The sequence below is a fragment of the Kocuria arenosa genome (assembly GCF_042879215.1).
GTDB classification, from domain to species: Bacteria; Actinomycetota; Actinomycetes; order Actinomycetales; family Micrococcaceae; genus Kocuria; species Kocuria arenosa.
In genome coordinates, this window is the sequence record NZ_JBHZTA010000008.1 from 41,679 (window position 1) to 58,445 (window position 16,767).

At 74.4% G+C, this 16,767-nt stretch carries 15 protein-coding genes; 9 read left to right on the forward strand and 6 right to left on the reverse strand.

The window, feature by feature from the left end:
• The first annotated feature begins 11 nt into the window (after positions 1-11).
• Positions 12-1,469, forward strand: coding sequence for a mycothione reductase (locus ACFYE3_RS13870; RefSeq protein WP_387610097.1), 1,458 nt, complete (start codon positions 12-14; stop codon positions 1,467-1,469).
• 27 nt (positions 1,470-1,496) lie between these two features.
• Here the strand turns inward: ACFYE3_RS13870 and ACFYE3_RS13875 are convergent, their stop codons facing one another.
• The 3 genes from ACFYE3_RS13875 to ACFYE3_RS13885 all read right to left on the reverse strand — a co-directional run bounded on the left by ACFYE3_RS13875 (position 1,497) and on the right by ACFYE3_RS13885 (position 4,757).
• Positions 1,497-3,395: an AMP-dependent synthetase/ligase gene (locus ACFYE3_RS13875; protein ID WP_387610098.1), complete on the reverse strand. Its 1,899-nt coding sequence runs from the start codon at positions 3,393-3,395 to the stop codon at positions 1,497-1,499.
• 70 nt (positions 3,396-3,465) lie between these two features.
• Positions 3,466-3,906 carry a hypothetical protein gene (locus tag ACFYE3_RS13880; protein ID WP_387610100.1) on the reverse strand — a complete coding sequence of 147 codons (441 nt, stop codon included), beginning with the start codon at positions 3,904-3,906 and terminating at the stop codon, positions 3,466-3,468.
• Positions 3,903-4,757, reverse strand: a complete 855-nt coding sequence (locus ACFYE3_RS13885; protein ID WP_387610101.1) for an alpha/beta hydrolase — start codon at positions 4,755-4,757, stop codon at positions 3,903-3,905. Before ACFYE3_RS13885 ends, ACFYE3_RS13880 begins: the two co-directional genes overlap by 4 nt.
• Before the next feature lie 147 nt (positions 4,758-4,904).
• Here ACFYE3_RS13885 and ACFYE3_RS13890 point away from each other — a divergent pair, with 147 nt between their 5' ends.
• On the forward strand, positions 4,905-5,756 hold the full coding sequence (locus ACFYE3_RS13890; protein ID WP_387610102.1) for a lysophospholipid acyltransferase family protein: 852 nt from the start codon (positions 4,905-4,907) through the stop codon (positions 5,754-5,756).
• 40 nt (positions 5,757-5,796) lie between these two features.
• Positions 5,797-7,191, forward strand: coding sequence for a class II 3-deoxy-7-phosphoheptulonate synthase (locus ACFYE3_RS13895; protein WP_387610104.1), 1,395 nt, complete (start codon positions 5,797-5,799; stop codon positions 7,189-7,191).
• A gap of 43 nt (positions 7,192-7,234) precedes the next feature.
• Here the strand turns inward: ACFYE3_RS13895 and ACFYE3_RS13900 are convergent, their stop codons facing one another.
• Together ACFYE3_RS13900 and ACFYE3_RS13905 are read right to left on the reverse strand one after the other, a co-directional pair.
• Positions 7,235-9,139 carry a protein kinase domain-containing protein gene (locus tag ACFYE3_RS13900; RefSeq protein WP_387610106.1) on the reverse strand — a complete coding sequence of 635 codons (1,905 nt, stop codon included), beginning with the start codon at positions 9,137-9,139 and terminating at the stop codon, positions 7,235-7,237.
• Positions 9,140-9,184: 45 nt separating this feature from the next.
• Positions 9,185-10,345 carry a lytic transglycosylase gene (locus ACFYE3_RS13905; RefSeq protein ID WP_387610108.1) on the reverse strand — a complete coding sequence of 387 codons (1,161 nt, stop codon included), beginning with the start codon at positions 10,343-10,345 and terminating at the stop codon, positions 9,185-9,187.
• Between the two features lie 119 nt (positions 10,346-10,464).
• Between ACFYE3_RS13905 and ACFYE3_RS13910 the strand changes: the two genes are divergently transcribed.
• Positions 10,465-10,851, forward strand: a complete 387-nt coding sequence (locus ACFYE3_RS13910) for an Rv2175c family DNA-binding protein (RefSeq protein ID WP_387610110.1) — start codon at positions 10,465-10,467, stop codon at positions 10,849-10,851.
• A 57-nt stretch (positions 10,852-10,908) separates the two neighbouring features.
• Here the strand turns inward: ACFYE3_RS13910 and ACFYE3_RS13915 are convergent, their stop codons facing one another.
• Positions 10,909-12,057 (reverse strand): polyprenyl synthetase family protein, encoded by a 1,149-nt coding sequence (locus ACFYE3_RS13915; RefSeq protein WP_387610276.1) that lies wholly within the window; start codon positions 12,055-12,057, stop codon positions 10,909-10,911.
• 184 nt (positions 12,058-12,241) lie between these two features.
• Between ACFYE3_RS13915 and dinB the strand changes: the two genes are divergently transcribed.
• The 5 genes from dinB to ACFYE3_RS13940 all read left to right on the forward strand — a co-directional run bounded on the left by dinB (position 12,242) and on the right by ACFYE3_RS13940 (position 16,760).
• Positions 12,242-13,522, forward strand: coding sequence for a DNA polymerase IV (gene dinB / locus ACFYE3_RS13920; protein ID WP_387610112.1), 1,281 nt, complete (start codon positions 12,242-12,244; stop codon positions 13,520-13,522).
• Positions 13,523-13,577: 55 nt separating this feature from the next.
• On the forward strand, positions 13,578-13,955 hold the full coding sequence (locus ACFYE3_RS13925) for a DUF3040 domain-containing protein (RefSeq protein WP_368821176.1): 378 nt from the start codon (positions 13,578-13,580) through the stop codon (positions 13,953-13,955).
• 429 nt (positions 13,956-14,384) lie between these two features.
• Positions 14,385-14,816: a division/cell wall cluster transcriptional repressor MraZ gene (gene mraZ / locus ACFYE3_RS13930; protein WP_368821269.1), complete on the forward strand. Its 432-nt coding sequence runs from the start codon at positions 14,385-14,387 to the stop codon at positions 14,814-14,816.
• A 229-nt stretch (positions 14,817-15,045) separates the two neighbouring features.
• A complete protein-coding gene (rsmH, locus tag ACFYE3_RS13935; RefSeq protein ID WP_387610114.1) occupies positions 15,046-16,047 on the forward strand; it encodes a 16S rRNA (cytosine(1402)-N(4))-methyltransferase RsmH in 1,002 nt (333 codons plus the stop codon).
• Positions 16,044-16,760 (forward strand): hypothetical protein, encoded by a 717-nt coding sequence (locus ACFYE3_RS13940; protein WP_387610116.1) that lies wholly within the window; start codon positions 16,044-16,046, stop codon positions 16,758-16,760. The genes rsmH and ACFYE3_RS13940 overlap by 4 nt, the downstream gene beginning before the upstream one ends.
• Positions 16,761-16,767: the final 7 nt, after the last annotated feature.

Genomic DNA, 16,767 nt, shown 5'->3' on the forward strand with positions numbered 1-16,767 from the left:
GGATGGGCGCCATGCGGAAATTCGACCTCATCATCATCGGCTCCGGCTCGGGCAACTCCATCCTTACCGAGGACTACGAGGGCCTGGACGTCGCCATCGTCGACGGCGGGACCTTCGGCGGCACCTGTCTCAACGTCGGCTGCATCCCGACGAAGATGTACGCGTACCCGGCGAGCGTGGCCCGCCGCGCCCACGAGGCGGACCGGCTCGGCCTCGACGCCGCGGTCAACGGCGTGCGCTGGCGGGAGATGCGGGACCGGATCTTCGGTCGGATCGACGCGATCTCCCACGGCGGGCTCGCCTACCGCCGGACGCTGCCGCACGTGACGGTCTACGAGGAGCACGTGCGCTTCACCGCTCCGATGACCCTGCGCACCGCGTCGGGGGAGGACATCACGGCCGACCAGATCGTGGTGGCGTCCGGCTCGCGACCGGTGCGGCCGGAGATCCCCGGGATGGACCTGCCCCAGGTGCACACCTCGGACACGGTCATGCGCATCGACGAGCTGCCCCGCCGCGTGGTGGTGGTCGGCGGCGGCTACATCGGCGCCGAGTTCGCCCACGTCTTCTCCAGCCTCGGCGCGCGGGTGACCCAGGTCAACCGCTCCCACCGCATCCTGCGCTACCACGACCCGGAGATCGCCGAGCGGTTCGCGCGCGAGGCCTCCCGGCAGTGGAAGCTCGAGACGGGCTGGTCGCTGAGCGAGGTCGAGGAGTGGGACGGCGACGAGGGCGCCGTGATGGTCACCTTCCGCGACCCGCAGGACCCGGAGCTCGTCATGCGCCTGCCCGCGGACGTGGTGCTCGTGGCCACGGGCCGGCAGCCGAACACCGACGTGCTCGACGCCCGGGCGGGCGGCCTGGACGTGCGGCAGGACGGTCTGCTGGCCGTCGACGAGTACCAGCGGGCCCTCTCCGGGGGCTCTCCCGTCGAGGGCGTGTGGGCGCTCGGCGACATCAGCTCGCCCTACCAGCTCAAGCACGTGGCCAACGCCGAGGCCCGCACGGTGCAGCACAACCTCCTGCACCCGGGCGAGCTCCGGGCCACCGACCACCGGTTCGTGCCCTCCGCCGTGTTCACCAGCCCGCAGATCGCCTCCGTCGGCATGACCCAGGAGGAGGCCGAGCAGTGGGCGGTCGAGCAGGGCAGCGAGATCACGGTCAAGGTGCAGGACTACGGGGCCACTGCCTACGGGTGGGCCATGGAGGACCGCACGGGTCTGTGCAAGCTGATCGCCGAGAAGGGCACCGGGCGCCTCCTGGGCGCGCACCTGATCGGTGAGGAGGCCTCCCTGCTCATCCAGCCCCTGGTGCAGGCCATGTCCTTCGGCCTCGACGCCCACACGATGGCCCGCGGCCAGTACTGGATCCACCCCGCCCTGAGCGAGGTCGTCGAGAACGCCCTGCTGGGCCTCGACGTCCCCCAGCACTCGCCCCTGGCCCCGGAGGCCCTCGTCGGCGGCCGGTGATCCCACCGGCCGACGACCGGCCCGGCGCTATCCGCGGCCCGGCAGGTGCGCCTGGGAGAGCTTCTCCTTGATCCGCTCCGCCGGGGTGGCGGGGGCCGGGGCCGGCTCGGGGGCGGGACGGGAATAGATCTCCTCGATCCGGTCCGCGAAGTCCTGGGCGATCCGGGTCCGCTTGATCTTCATCGACGGGGTGAGATGCCCGGAGGCCTCCGTCCAGTCGACGTCGAGGATCTCGAAGGCCCGGATGCTCTCCGCGCGGGAGACCGCCTGGTTCGCGTGGGTCACGATGTCCTGGACGTGCTCGACGACCTTCGGGTGGCGCGCCGCCTCCGCCACGGGCATCGCGGGGTCCAGCCCCATGAGCTCGAGGCGCGCGGGGAGCACGTCCTGGTCGAGGGTGACGAGGGCGGCCACGAACGGCCGGTCGTCCCCGACCACCATGACCTGGGAGACCAGGGCCGAGGCGCGGATGGGGTCCTCCAGCACGTTGGGGACCACGTTCTTGCCGCCGGCGGTGACGATGATCTCCTTCTTCCGCCCGGTGAGGGTGAGGGCGCCGTCCTCGTCGAGGGAGCCGAGGTCGCCCGTGCGGAACCAGCCGTCCTCGAACGCCGCGGCGGTGAGGTCCTCGCGGCCGTGGTAGCCGCGCATGACGTGCGTGCCCCGGACGAGGACCTCCCCGTCCTCGCCGATCCTCACCTCGTTGCCCGGCAGCGGCAGGCCCACGGTGCCGATCTTGCCGATCTCGGGGGTGTTGACGGCGATCGGGGCGGTGGTCTCCGTGAGCCCGTAGCCCTCGACGACGTACACGCCGATCCCGTTGAAGAAGTGGCCCAGCCGGGTGCCGAGGGCGGCGCCGCCCGAGACGGCGTGCGTGACCTCCCCGCCCATCGCCTCCCGCAGCTTCGAGTACACGAGTCGGTCGTAGAGGGCGTGGCGCGCGCGCAGGATCGGCGACACCCGTCCGTCCTGACCGGCCCTCGAGTGCGCGACGGCCGTGGCCACGGCGCGCTCGAAGATCAGGGACTTCGCCTTCCCGCTCTTCTCGGCCTTGAGGCGGGCGCTCTGGTAGATCTTCTCGAACACCCGCGGGACGGCCAGGATGAACGTGGGCCGGAAGGCCGCGAGGTCCCCCATGAGGTTCTTCACGTCCGGGGTGTGGGCCAGGACGGTCCCGGAGTATAGGGCGATCACCTCCACGAAGCGGGCGAACACGTGGGCCAGCGGCAGGAAGAGCAGCGTCCGGGCGCCCGGGTGGATGATGTCCGCGACGACCAGGGTCGTGTTCTCGCACAGCCGCACGAAGTTCCCGTGCGTGAGCTCGCACCCCTTGGGCGGACCGGTGGTCCCTGAGGTGTAGATGATCGTGGCGACGTCCTCGAGCCCGCGCGACGTGCGGCGCGCCTCGAGCTCCTCGTCGGGAACGTCCGCGCCGGCGCGCGCGAGCTCGTCGAGGCCGGTGCCCGTGCCGTCCAGGCGCCAGACGTTCTCCGCGGCGCGGAACGGCGTCTCCCGCGAGGCCGCGCGCACGGACTCCTCGAGGGCCTGCGTCTCGACGAAGACGGCCTTGGCGCCGGAGTCGCCCATGATCCAGGCGATCTGCTGGGTCGAGGACGAGTCGTAGACGGGCACGGGCACCGCGCCGGCGTACCAGATCGCGAGGTCCGCTAGGGTCCACTCGTAGCGGGTCCGGCTGAGGATGCCCACCCGGTCCCCGGGCTCGATCCCCGCGGCCACGAGACCCTTCGCCACGCCCTGCACGCTCGTGAGGAACTCCCGGGCGTGCACCTCGCGGGGGGCCCCGTCCGCCGCGAGGACGGTGTACAGGTGCGGATCCTGCTCCTGGCCCGCCTGCATCAGCAGGAAGTCGGTGATGCGGCTGTGGGCCGGTGGGTCCACGAGGGCGTCGGTCGCGACGTGGCGCATGGGGGTCTCCTCGGATCGGGGTCGGTGGGCCGTCCACGCCAGTCTAGTGAATTGGCTCACGCAAACCCCGTCAGACGCGGGCGCCGTCGTCCAGGTCGTCGCGGTCGTCGGGCAGGGACCGCAGCAGCTGCCCGATGGCCCCCACCACGGCGACCAGGCCGGTCACGATGGCCCACCACGGCAGGGAGCCGGGCAGCAGGGAGAACACCACCAGCAGGACGGGCACGCCGACCAGCACGGTCCACGACAGCAGTGCCCCGCCGCTGAGTCCCTGCGTGACCGGTCCGGGGTCGGGGGAGTACGGCGCGTCGTCGTCCTCGGTGCCCTCCGGGTCCCCGCCGTCCTCCGTCCCTGCGGCGGACCCGCCGGGGGCGGGGTCCTCGGGGGACCAGTCCCGGGGCCCGGCGAGGTGCCGGTCGTCGGCCCGGCGCACGTCCTCGAGATCCGACACGATCCGGCTCCACTCGTCCTCGGGGCCGGCCCCGCCCGGCGTCCCGGGGCCCGCGCTCATCGCCGGCCCTCCCGGGAGGCCGGGCGCAACGGTCTTCCGGTGACGGGGCTGCGTCCGGCCAGCAGGTCCTGCAGGAAGCGCACGGACCGCGACGAGACCACGTCCGCCTCCCGGTCCAGGGTGGCCACGTGGAAACTCTCCGCCAGACGGACCAGCTCCACGTCCCCGCCCGCGCGGCGCAGCACGTGGAGGTGCGAGGCGTCGGAGACCACGTGGTCGTGCTGCGAGCGCAGCACCAGGACGGGGGCGGTGACGGCAGGCAGCATCCTCCGGGTGCGGGCCATGAACCGGCCCAGCTCGGCGACGCCCGCCACCGGCGTGCGCGGGTAGGCGTGCTCGGTGACGCCGGGGAGGCTGATGTCGTCCCCCACGCCCGGCACGGAGGGCACCGCGCGGTGCAGGGCCTGGGCGAGGCGTGCCGTGCGGCTGACGAGGGACAGGGCCGGGTTCAGGGCCACGACCCCGTCCACGGGCAGGGTCGCGGCGAGATGCAGGGCGAGCGCCCCGCCCATGGACAGCCCGCACACCACCACGACGTCGTGCCGGGCCCGCAGCTGCTGCACGTGCTGGGCCGCGTGGTCGCGCCACTGCTCCCAGCGGACGCCGGCGAGGTCCTCCCAGCGGGTGCCGTGGCCGGGCAGCACGGGCCCCACGACGTCGGCCCCCGCCTCGTGCAGGGCCCGCCCCCACGGGCGGACGCTGAACGGGACGCCGGTGAAGCCGTGCAGCACGAGCACGCCCGCGGGGCCATCGGCCGGATACCGGAACGGGGCGCCCGGATCGTCCTCGGCGGCGGGCCCCCTGCTCGCGGGAGGGGAGGGCAGGTGCTGGTCCTCGACGGGTGGCGTCATGCGTCCATGATGTCAGGAGGGAGCCCTGGCTCGGGCGGACCGGCGCCCGTGCCCGCGCGGACGTGAGAGAATACCGGAGGCCGGACCCGGTCCGAGCGGCACGGACCCTCGCGACATCCCGATCAGCACGAAGGAGTCCCCTCCCACATGGTCTACATGTTTCTGAAGCGCTACGTCGTCGGCCCCCTGATCAACGTCGCCTTCCGTCCCGAGGTCCGCGGCCTGGAGCACGTGCCCGACGAGGGCCCGGCCATCCTCGCGAGCAACCACCTCTCCGTCTCCGACTCGGTGTTCATGCCCGTGGCCGTGCCCCGGCAGGTGTACTTCCTGGCGAAGTCCGACTACTTCGACGGCCCCGGCGTCAAGGGACGGGTGACGGCCGCGTTCTTCCGCGCCATCAACCAGATCCCCATGGACCGGTCCGGAGGCCGGGCCAGCGCGAAGTCCCTGAGCAACGGCGGGCGCAAGCTGCTGGAGGGCGAGCTGCTCGGGATCTATCCGGAGGGCACCCGCTCCCCGGACGGCCGCCTCTACAAGGGCAAGATCGGGGTGGCCCGGCTCGCGCTCGAGACGGGCGCCCCGGTCGTCCCGATCGCCATGGTCGGCACCGACAAGGTCCAGCCGATCGGGACCAGGCTGCCGCTGCCCCGCCGCCGCGCCCGGGTCACCACGATCTTCGGCGAGCCGCTCGACTTCTCCCGCTACCGGGGCCGGCAGGGCGAGCACGCCCTGCTGCGCGAGGTCACCGACGAGATCATGCACGCGATCCAGGCCCTCTCCGGCCAGGTCTACGTGCACGCCTACGCCTCGGAGCACAAGAAGCGGCTCGCCGAGCAGAAGCGCCAGGAGACCAAGCAGGCCGCGGCGGACCTCGTCGGCACCGCCAAGGACAAGGCCCGCAGCGCCGCCCACACCGCCCGCCGGACCGCGGACTCCATCGCCCACCGCGACCGCCCCGGGGCCGCGGACGACGACTCCCCGCGGCCCACCGCACCCTGATCCCGCGCCCGGCCCCGCCCCGGACGAGACATAGGAAGACATGATGCTCGACTTCACCGTTCCCGACAGCCTCCGCAACCTCGCCTCCCCGGTGCCCTCAGCGGCCGACTACCCGGGGCTGGACGACTGGCGCGAGCTGGCCGCCGACCAGCAGCCGACCTGGGGCGACCACCCCGACTTCGCCACCTCGATCGCCGAGCTCAACACGGTCCCGCCCCTCGTCTTCGCGGGGGAGGTGGACAAGCTGCGCGACCGGCTGGCCGACGTCGCCAACGGCCGGGCGTTCTTCCTGCAGGGCGGGGACTGCGCCGAGACCTTCGAGGGCGCCACCGCGGACCGGATCAGCGCCCGGGTCAAGACGCTGCTGCAGATGGCCGTGGTGCTCACGTACGGCGCGTCCATGCCCGTCGTGAAGATGGGCCGCATGGCCGGGCAGTTCTCGAAGCCCCGCTCGTCCAACGACGAGACCCGTGACGGCACGACCCTGCCGACGTTCCGCGGCGAGATGGTCAACGGCTTCGACTTCACCGAGGAGTCCCGGGTCCACGACCCGAGGCGGATGGTGCGCGGCTACCACACCTCCGCCTCCACCCTGAACCTCATCCGGGCCTTCACCACGGGCGGGTTCGCCGACCTGCGCCTCGTGCACGCCTGGAACATGGGCTTCACCACGAACCCGGCCCACGCCCGGTACGAGTCGCTGGCCCGCGAGATCGACCGGGCCGTGAAGTTCATGGACGCGTGCGGCGCCGACTTCGACGCCCTGCGCACCACGGAGTTCTACGCCGGCCACGAGGCCCTGCTGCTGGACTACGAGCGGGCGCTGAGCCGCATCGACTCCCGCACCCACCTCCCGTACGGGACGTCCGGGCACTTCCTGTGGATCGGGGAGCGCACCCGGGAGCTCGACGGCGCCCACGTGGACCTGCTCTCCCGGCTGCGCAACCCGATCGGTGTCAAGCTCGGCCCCAAGACCACCGGGGACGACGCCCTCGCGCTCATCGACAAGCTCGACCCGCAGCGCGAGCCCGGGCGGCTCACCTTCATCACCCGCATGGGCGCGAAGAACATCCGGGAGAAGCTGCCGCCGCTCGTCGAGGCCGTGGAGCGCTCCGGCGCCAAGGTCGTGTGGGTCACCGACCCCATGCACGGCAACACCGTGTCCCTCCCGTCCGGCTACAAGACCCGCAACTTCGACGACGTCGTGGACGAGGTCCGCGGCTTCTTCGAGGTGCACGAGGCGATCGGCTCTTTCCCCGGCGGCATCCACGTGGAGATGACGGGCGACGACGTCGCGGAGTGCCTCGGCGGCGCCGATCCCGTCGACGAGTCCTCCTTCCAGGACCGCTACGAGTCGCTGTGCGACCCGCGGCTGAACCACATGCAGTCCCTGGAGATCGCGTTCCTCGTGGCGGGCTACCTCTCCCGCCGCTGAGCGCAGGACCGGCCGACGGGGCCGGGGCCGGATCTGCCGTCCGCTAGACGACGGTGAGGACGACCTCGGCCCCGTCCGTCGTCTGGGCCACCACGTAGCCGAAGGGCGCGCCGAGACTCTCCTCGACCCGCGCCGGGAACCCCGCCTCCGCGAGGACCAGGACCGCCTCGTCCACGGGCCGCCCCAGCACCCCGGGGGCGGCCCCGGCGCGGGCCCCGCCGGAGACGGCGAGGTCCACCGCCGACCCCTCGGCCACCGCCTCGCCCGGCTCGGGGTGCTGCCCCACGACCGTCCCGGGGGCGGCGTCGTCGGAGACCTGGCTGCGGCTGCCGACCGTCAGTCCGGCCTCCTCGAGGCGCGCCCGGGCGTCCTCCTCGGTCATCCCGGCGACGTCGGGCGCGGTCGTCCGCGCGGGACCGGTCGAGACCAGCAGGACGACCTGCTCCGCGGCTCGCACGGTGGCCCCGGCCGGCGGGTCGGTGCCGAGCACGGTGCCGGCGGGGGCCACCGGGTCCGCGGTCTCGTGCACGGCGACGTTGCCCAGACCGGCGCCGGCCAGGTACTGCTCGGCGAGCTCGGGACCCGCTCCCCGCACGTCCGGCACGCTCGCGGTGCCGCCCGGGCCGGAGCCCAGGAGCCAGCCCAGGAACGCCGCCCCGGCCACCGCGAGCGCGACCAGGGCCAGCGTCCCGGCCGCGTGCAGGGGACGGGCGGGGCGCAGCTCGACCTCGGGCCGCCACGGGTCGGAGGAACCGCTCGGGGACCGCGGGGGCAGCGGCCGGCCGGGCGCCGCCGGGGCGCCGTTCCGGGCTGCGCTCAGGGTCTCGGTGGGCGCGCCCGGCGGTCGCGGCACCCCGGTCCCGGTGGCCGCGGGGCCGAAGGCCTCCGTGGGGGCGGCGGTGCTGAGAGCCTCCGTGGAGGCGCCCGGACCGAGGGCCTCCGTGGGGGCGCCCGGACCCAGGGTCTTCGTCCGGGCGGCCTCGGCACCCAGGGACGCGGTGGGCGCGACCGCGGGGTCCAGGGCCGCCGTGGCGCCGCTGTCCGGGACCGGCGCGGGCGGGGCGCCGCGGACGGCGCCGGGCGCCGGTCGGCGGTCGAGCTCCGTCGGCCGCAGCCCCGCCCGGACCGCCCGGAGCTCCTCGAGGAAGCTGCCGGCGTCCGGCGGACGCCGCTCCGGGTCCCGCGCCGTGGCCCGGGCGACGAGCCGTGCCGGACCGTCCGGGAGACCGGGGTCGAGGGTGCGCAGGTCCGGGACGGCGCCCTCCGCGTGGGCCCGGGCCACGGCCAGCGGGCCGCCCTCGAAGGGACGGCGGCCGGCGAGGAGCTCGAAGAGCACGATCCCGGCCGAGTACACGTCCGCACGGGTGTCCACCCGCTGCCCGGTCACGAGCTCCGGCGAGGCGTAGCCCACCGTGCCCAGCACCGTTCCGGTCGCCGTGTGCTGGTCGACGGCGCGGGTGAGGCCGAAGTCCGCGACCGTCACCCGGCCGGTCCCGGAGATCAGCACGTTCTCCGGCTTCACGTCACGGTGCACCAGACCTGCCCGGTGGGCGGCCGCGAGCCCGTCGAGGACCGGTTCCAGCAGCGCCAGCGCCTCGCCCGGGGGCAGGGCGCCGCGCCGGCGCAGGAGATCGCGCAGCGTCGAGCCCTCCACGTGCTCCATGACCAGGTACGGCACCCCCTCGCGGGTGTGGCCCTGGTCGAGCACGGCGACGACGTGGGGGTGGGACAGCCGCGCCGCCGCCCGGGCCTCCCGCACGAACCGGTCCGCGGCGGCCGGGTCCTCCGCCAGGTGGGCATGCATGAGCTTGACCGCCACGACGCGCTGCAGGCGCGTGTCCACCGCCCGGTACACGGTGGCCGTCCCGCCGCGGGCGATGCGCGGACCCAGCTCGTAGCGGCCCTCGAGGAGGGTCCCGGTCAGGTGGTCGGGGAGCGCGTGCTGCACGGCCTCAGCCTAGGCCGCGGCGCTGTGCGCACGCTGGGTCGGAGGTCACGGTCCGAACCGCTTGCGGTGGCTCTTGACGTTCTTGACGTACTGCTTGGTGTCGTCGTACATCCCGTACTTCTTCACCCCGTGCAGGCCCTGGTAGTACGCGGCGATGGCCACGTCGGTGCTGGGCGCGGCGCGGCCCAGCTGCCGGATGATGGCCACGCCGGCGGTGACGTTGTCCTGCGGGTCGAGCAGGTCGAGCTCCCGGCCCACGAGGCCCGAGGCCCAGTCCCCGGCGTCCGGGATGACCTGCATGGCGCCCACGGCGTCGGCGGGGGAGACGGCCCGGTGGTCGAAGCCCGACTCCTGGTAGGCGTGCGCCAGGGCGAGGGACGGGTCCACGCCCATCTGCACGGCGGTGTCGTGGACGAGCCGGCGCATCTGCTCCCGGGAGGGCGCCGGACGGGAGGAGAGCTGCTCGTGGTGGCGGTTGGCGGAGTCCACCACGCCGTCCTCGTACGTGCGGCCCAGGAAGGTGTCGCCGACGGCGCGCTCGGGCGCCGGCCGGGGCTCCTCGGCGCGCTCCGGCGCGGGGGCCTGCGCGGTCCGGACCGTGTCGGGGGCGGGCGCGGCGACCGAGAGCCGCTGCCCCGGGCGCAGCAGCGAGTTCACCGTGAGGTCGTTGCCGTCGAGGAGCGACTGGACCGACACCCCGCGCGCCTGCGAGATGCTCCACAGCGACTTGCCGGAGCGCACGACGTGCTCCGTGCGGGGCGGCTCCTCCACGGGCGGGGCGGTCCGCCGCGGGGACTCGGCCGCCGGGGCGGCGGCGTCGGGAAGTCGCAGCTTCTGGCCGGGCATCAGCAGCGCCGCGCCCGAGAGGTCGTTCCACCGCATGAGCTCGTCCACGGCGACGCCGTGGCGCTGGGCGACCGCCCACAGGGAGTCCCCGGGGGACACGGTGTGCACCGGGGCCTTCGTCGTCTTCTGGCCGACGAGCAGGGGCGCCGAGGCCACCTGGGCCGTCTGGGCGGGGGCGGCGTGGGCCACGGTGCCCCCGCCCAGGGCGGCCAGGGCGGCGACGGCGGTGACCGCCGACCCCGTGCGGGCGCGGCGCGCCCACCCGGGGGAGCGGTCGTCCTGGTTCCCGGAGGGCTCGGCGGTGGTGCGGGGCGGTGCGTCGTTCGGGTCGGTCGTGTCGCTGTCGGGGGGAAACGGCATGAAGGGGCTCTCTGACGCTGATCGGGGAAGGTGCGGAGGTCTCAGCCGGCTCCGCGGGTCGAGCATACCGTGGCGGGCCCGCGTGGCACGGGCACCGGCGGACGTGGCACTCTGGGGGCGTGAAGAACACATCCGGAATCAGCACCGAGGAGTTCGACCGCCTGGACGGTCTCGTCCAGGAGTGGTTGCCCCTGCCCGACGTCGCCGAGCGGCTCGGCCTCGTGATCACCCGCGTCCACGGCCTCGTCGACGACGGGACGCTCCTCGCCGTCCGCAACCCCCACGACAGCATCCGCCGGGTGCCGGCGGCCTTCCTGCTGGACGGCGCCGTGGTCGACTCGCTGAAGGGCACGGTGGCGGTCCTGCGGGACTCCGGCTTCACCGACGTCGAGGCGATCACGTGGCTGTTCACCGAGGACGAGTCCCTGCCGGGCCGTCCCGTCGACGCACTGCGGGACGGGCGCAAGACGGAGATCCGCCGACGGGCGCAGGCCCTGGCCTGGTGACCCGCTCCTGACCGGCGCGCCGGGCCGGCCCCGCGACCGGTTCCGGCGCGGCCGGTCTCAGGACGAGCGGCGGACCGCGGCCGTCGCGAGGCCGCGCAGCGCGGCCATGGGCACGGCGCCGGCCCCGAACCGGTCCAGCGCCGTGAACGCCTCCCGGCTGAGCCGCCCGATGAGCTCCTCCGTGGCGCCCAGGGCGCCGCACGCGGTGATGAGCGCGCGGAGCTCCTCGACGTCCTCCTCCGTCAGGTCCGGCCGGCCGAGGGCCTCCTCGAGCCGCGCGATCTGCGCCTCGTTGCCGAGCGTGCGGACGTAGCCGACGAGCACCGTCCGCTTGCCCTCGCGCAGGTCGTCGCCGGCGGGCTTGCCCGTGGCCGCGGGGTCGCCGAACACGCCCAGGACGTCGTCGCGCAGCTGGAACGCCTCGCCCAGGGGCAGCGCGAACGCGGAACAGCGCTCCAGGACCGGCTCCGGCGCCCCGGCCAGGGCGGCGCCGAGCACCACGGGGTGCTCCACCGAGTACTTCGCCGACTTGTACCGGATGACGTCCAGGGCCCGCTGCACCGCGCCGTCTCGGTCCTGGCCCCCGCCGGCGACCTCGCCCTGCACGTCGAGGTACTGCCCGGCCATCACCTCCGAGCGCATGAGGTCGAACACCGCCCGTGCGCGGTGGCCGCCGCGCGCCGTGGTGGCCGCGGCGAAGAGCTGCTCGCTCCAGGACAGGCACAGGTCCCCCGAGAGGATCGCGGCGGCCACCCCGAAGGCGGGACCGTCGAGGGCCCAGCCCCGGTCCGCGTGCACGGACTCGAAGCGGCGGTGCACGCTCGGGGCGCCGCGGCGGGTGTCGGAGCGGTCGATGACGTCGTCGTGGATGAGCGCGGCGGACTGGAAGAGCTCGAGCGCCGCACCGGCCCGGACGACGGCCGGGTCCTCCGGGTCGCCGCCCGCCGCCCGCCAGCCCCAGTAGCACAGCCGTGCCCGCAGTCGCTTGCCGCCGGCGGAGAGCGCGACGACGGCGTCCAGCAGCGGGAGCGCGTCCGCCGAGATGCCGCCCAGGACCGTCCGCTGCCGCCCGAAGAACTCCTCCAGCTCCGCGTGCAGCCGGGCCACGAACCGCTCGTCCTCGGCGCGGAAGGCGTCCTCGGGTCGGGACCGCGGCACAGTGCCGGCGGGTGCGTCGGGGTGGTGCGGGAGCGGCGGGCACGGCATGGGCGGATCGACCTCGGTCTCGGGGCGGTGGCGGATGCCCTCTGACGGCCGTCCGCGATGTCCGCCCCAGCCTATCGAAGGTCCGGTGGACGGGTCGTGGCGCTCCGCCCGGGCCGGTGCCCGCACGGCGGCCGCGATGTCCGCACCGGGAGCTATGCTGTGCCGGACCCGGGAGGAGAGCACGGTGAACGAGGAGCCGAGGGACCGGCTGGACCGCTGGCGGGCGTGCGCCGTGCTGCACGTCGACATGGACATGTTCTACGTCGGCGTGGAGCTGCTCGCGGCCCTCGGGCTGCGCGGCCGGCCCGTCATCGTGGCGGGGGCGGGCAGCCGCTCCGTCGTCCTCTCCGCGTCCTACGAGGCCCGGGCGTACGGCGTCCGCTCCGGCATGCCCCTGGCGCGGGCCCGGGCGATGTGCCCGCGGGCCGTCCTGCTCGAGCCCCACCGGGACGCCTACGACGCCTACTCCCGCCGGGTCATGGCGATGTTCCGGGAGATCACCGACCGGGTGGAGCAGATCAGCGTGGACGAGGCCTTCCTCGACGTCGCCGGAGCCGTCCGGCGGCTCGGCCCGCCGGTGAGCATCGCCCGCGGTCTGCGCGCCCGCGTGCGGGACGAGCTGGGACTGACCGCCTCCGTGGGGATCGGCGCCCACAAGACCGTCGCGAAGATCGCCTCCACCCGATCCAAGCCGGACGGCCTGCTGCTCGTCCAGCCCGAGGACACCGTCGCGTTCCTGGCGGAGCTCCCGGTCTCGGCGCTGTGGGGCGTCGGCGGGCGCACGGCCGAGACGCTCACCGGCGCGGGCCTCAGGAGCGTCGGGGACCTCGCGGCCGCCCCCGTGCCGATGCTGACCCGCCTGGTCGGCCGGGCCGCCGGCCACCACCTGCACGAGCTCGCCAACGGGCGGGACCCCCGCCCGGTCGAGCCGGTCCGGGAGGAGAAGAGCGTGGGCGCGGAGGAGACCTTCCCCCGGGACGTCGCCGACGACCGGGTGCTGCACGAGACCCTCCTGCGCCTGAGCCACCGGACCGCCTCACGGCTGCGCCGCCAAGGACTGCGCGCCCGCCGGGTGGGGCTCAAGGTGCGCTGGGCGGACTTCACGACCATCACCCGCTCGCGCACCCTGCAGCACCCCTTCACCTCGGCCCACGACCTGCTCGAGCACGGCGTGGGCCTGCTCGAGGAGCTCGGGGCCAGGCCCCAGCCCGTCCGGCTCCTCGGCATCCGTGCCGAGCGCCTGGAGCCCGCCACGGACGCCCTGCAGCTGAGCCTGGACGGCCGAGAGGAGGAGTGGGGGGCCGCTGAGCAGGCCATGGACCGTGTGCACGCCCGCTTCGGGGTCGAACGCCTCGGACCCGCCCGTCTCCTGCCGCCCGCACCACGGAATCCGGAAGGCAACTCGGAGGCTGTTGACAGCCGTGTGCGCGGTGCCAATTCAGCACCCGACGGTCTATCCTGGTAGGAGGCGGCGCCGGAACAGCCGGGGAATCCGCACCCGAAGGATGAGGAGGCATACCGTGCCACTGTCCGAGCACGAGCAACAGCTCCTGGCCCAGCTGGAGAAGCAGCTCCACGCGGACGACCCGAGGTTCGTGACGAGCATGGGCTCCCGTGCCGTCAGGGGTGCGTCCACCCGCAACATCGTCCTCGGGATCGTGATCGCCGTCGTGGGCCTGCTCGTCCTCCTGGGCGGGGTCGTCATCGACTCCATCCTGGTGGGGGTCCTGGGCTTCGTCGTGATGGGCGCGGGTGTCTACGTCGCCACCCTGCGCTCCGGCAAACCGCGCCCCGGTGGCGAGACCGGCAAGGGCGGCCCGCCCCGCCGCTCGTCGCCCTTCCTGCAGAACCTCGAGGAGCGCTGGGACCAGCGCAACTCCGGAGGCCCGTCCTCCTGACCGGCGCCGAGCCGGCCGCAGGGCGCCCAGCGCAGGGCGCCGCCCGGTCCCGCCGCCCCGGCCGGATCCCTCCACCTCCCACCACCGTGCCGCCGCCCCACGGCGTCCAGGGTCCGACCAGCTCCTCGGTGCACCGCCGGGGAGCTTTTTCGTGCCGCGGGAGCGCCTCGGGCAGCGTCCTCCACTGTCCTCCCCGCCGCCCTCCTGCCGGTGTCCGGCACGGCGCGCCGCTCGCTCCTCCACCGTCCTCCCCGCAGCCCTCCACCGGGGTCCCGCCCGCCCACCTGGGGCGACACCGGCCACGGACCGCGGGTGCCGCGCCACGCCGCCGCGGCCGGGCCCCGCGTTCGTTGACCGGGGAGTGAAGTGGAGTAAAGTGGGGCGAAGAGATGGATCTGGGAGAACTCTCGGGCTGGAGAGGCGGTGAGCATGTTTCTCGGAACGTACTCACCCCGTCTCGACGAGAAGGGCCGCCTGATCCTGCCGGCGAAGTACCGGGAGGAGCTGGCAGAGGGACTCGTCCTGACCCGTGGTCAGGAACGGTGCCTCTACGTGTTCAGCGTCCGCGAGTTCGAGCGGGTCCACGAGCAGCTGAGGGCGGCACCGCTGTCCTCGAAGCAGGCCAGGGACTACATCCGGGTCTTTCTCTCGGGCGCCTCGGACGAGGTCCCGGACAAGCAGGGCCGAGTCACCATACCGCCGCCGTTGCGGGACTACGCCGGGCTGGGCCGGGAGCTCGCCGTCATCGGTGCGGGCACCCGGGCGGAGATCTGGGACGCCCAGGCGTGGAACGACTACCTGAACGAGAAGGAGGCCGCCTTCTCCGAGACCGAGGAGGAAGTGGTGCCCGGGCTCTTCTGAGCACAGGGCCGCCGAGACCACCCGCGGAGCACGCGGAGCCGCTTCCCGGATGAGATCTCCAGCCGCACAGCCGTCACCGTCCTGACTCACCTTCCCCTGAGCCAGGCCGGATTCGAGGGACGGCCAGCGGATGGGGTTCTGATCCTGGAAGGCCCGCCGCCGCACCACGGCGTCGACCGGCGCCGGCCACCGAAGACCGAACCACCGTCGACCGCCGAAGAGAGGGCCCATGGCGCAACGCCCAGCCGAGCAGCTCCACGTTCCCGTGCTGCTCGAGCGGTGCCTCGACCTGATGGCTCCCGCGCTCGGCGAGGACGGCGCCGTGGCGGTGGACGCGACGATGGGCATGGGCGGTCACTCCGAGGCGCTGCTGCGGCGCTTCCCCGGACTGCAGCTGGTGGCCATCGACCGGGACCCGCAGGCGCACGCGCTGGCCGGGGCGCGGCTCGCCCCGTTCGGGGACCGGTTCCACCCCGTGCACACGACCTACGACCGGATCCCGGAGGCCCTCGGCCGGCACGGGTTCGACCACGCGGACGCGGTGCTCTTCGACCTCGGGGTCTCGTCCCTGCAGCTCGACGAGCGCGAGCGCGGCTTCGCCTACTCCTACGACGCCCCCCTCGACATGCGCATGGACTCCACGGCGCCCGTCACGGCCCAGGACGTGGTCAACGAGTACAGCGAGGAGGACCTGCGCCGGATCCTGCGGGACTGGGGCGAGGAGCGCTTCGCCGGCCGCATCGCCCGCGCGATCGTGGCGCAGCGGGCCAGGACCCCGCTGCGGACCACCGGCGAGCTCGTCGAGGTCGTCCGCGGGGCCGTCCCCCAGGGAGCCCAGCACCGCAAGGGGCACCCGGCGAAGCAGACGTTCCAGGCGCTGCGGATCGAGGTCAACGAGGAGCTCGACGTCCTGCGCCGGGCGGTCCCCGCCGCACTGGACGCCGTGCCCGTCGGCGGCCGCGTCGTGGCCATGAGCTACCACTCCCTCGAGGACCGGATCGTCAAGCAGGCCTTCGCCCGCGGTGCCGCCTCGACGGCGCCGAAGGGCTTCCCCGTGGAGCTCGACCAGCACAAGCCCACCCTCCGGGTCCTGACCCGCGGGACGGAGACCCCCACGCCCCGGGAGATCGACGAGAACCCCCGTGCTGCCTCCGCGCGCCTGCGTGCGGTGGAGCGCATCCGAGAGCACACCCCCCCCACAGCACAGAACGCGCAGAGGTACACGGCATGAGCGGAACCGGACTCCAGCGACGCCCGGCACGCCCGGCCTCCCCGCGCGCAGGCATCGGTGCCTGGGCCGGGCGGCGCGGGCAGCGCCCGCCGGTGGAGGGCACCTCCGCCCGTCAGCTGAGCACCCCGGCCCCGCACACGGAGGAGCCGTCCGGGTCCACCCGGGCCCCGCTGTCCGTGGTCCCGGGCCGGGCGCGGCGCCGGCGGTTCTCCACCGTGGTGCTCAGCCTGGTGGCGCTCGTGGTGGCGCTGGCCTCCATCCTGGTCCTGAACATCCAGATCTCCGGCGGCCAGTACCGGCTCGTGGAGCTGCGCGCCCAGGAGCAGGCCCTCAGCCAGCAGAACGAGGCGCTCACCCAGGACCTCGAGTTCTACAGCGCCCCGCAGAACCTTGCGGTGATGGCGGCGGACCTCGGCATGGTCCCCGCCCAGGGCTCGGGCACGGTCGACCTCACGGACGGGACCGTCGAGGGCGATCCGCTGCCCGCGCAGCCCCAGAAGAACCACGAGATCCTGGTCGACCACGCCCACCAGACCGGCTCCGAGGCGGCGGACCGCGCCGCCCAGCGCGCCGAGGACCGCGAGCGGGAGAAGTCCGAGCAGGAGCGGGAGGACGCCGAGCGCCGGGCCCGCGAGGACGCGGCGCCGTCCGGCGCCGCGGGGGCGGACGGCGGCTCCCTCTCGGCCCCGCCGCAGCGCACGCCCGGGGAGTGACCGGGGC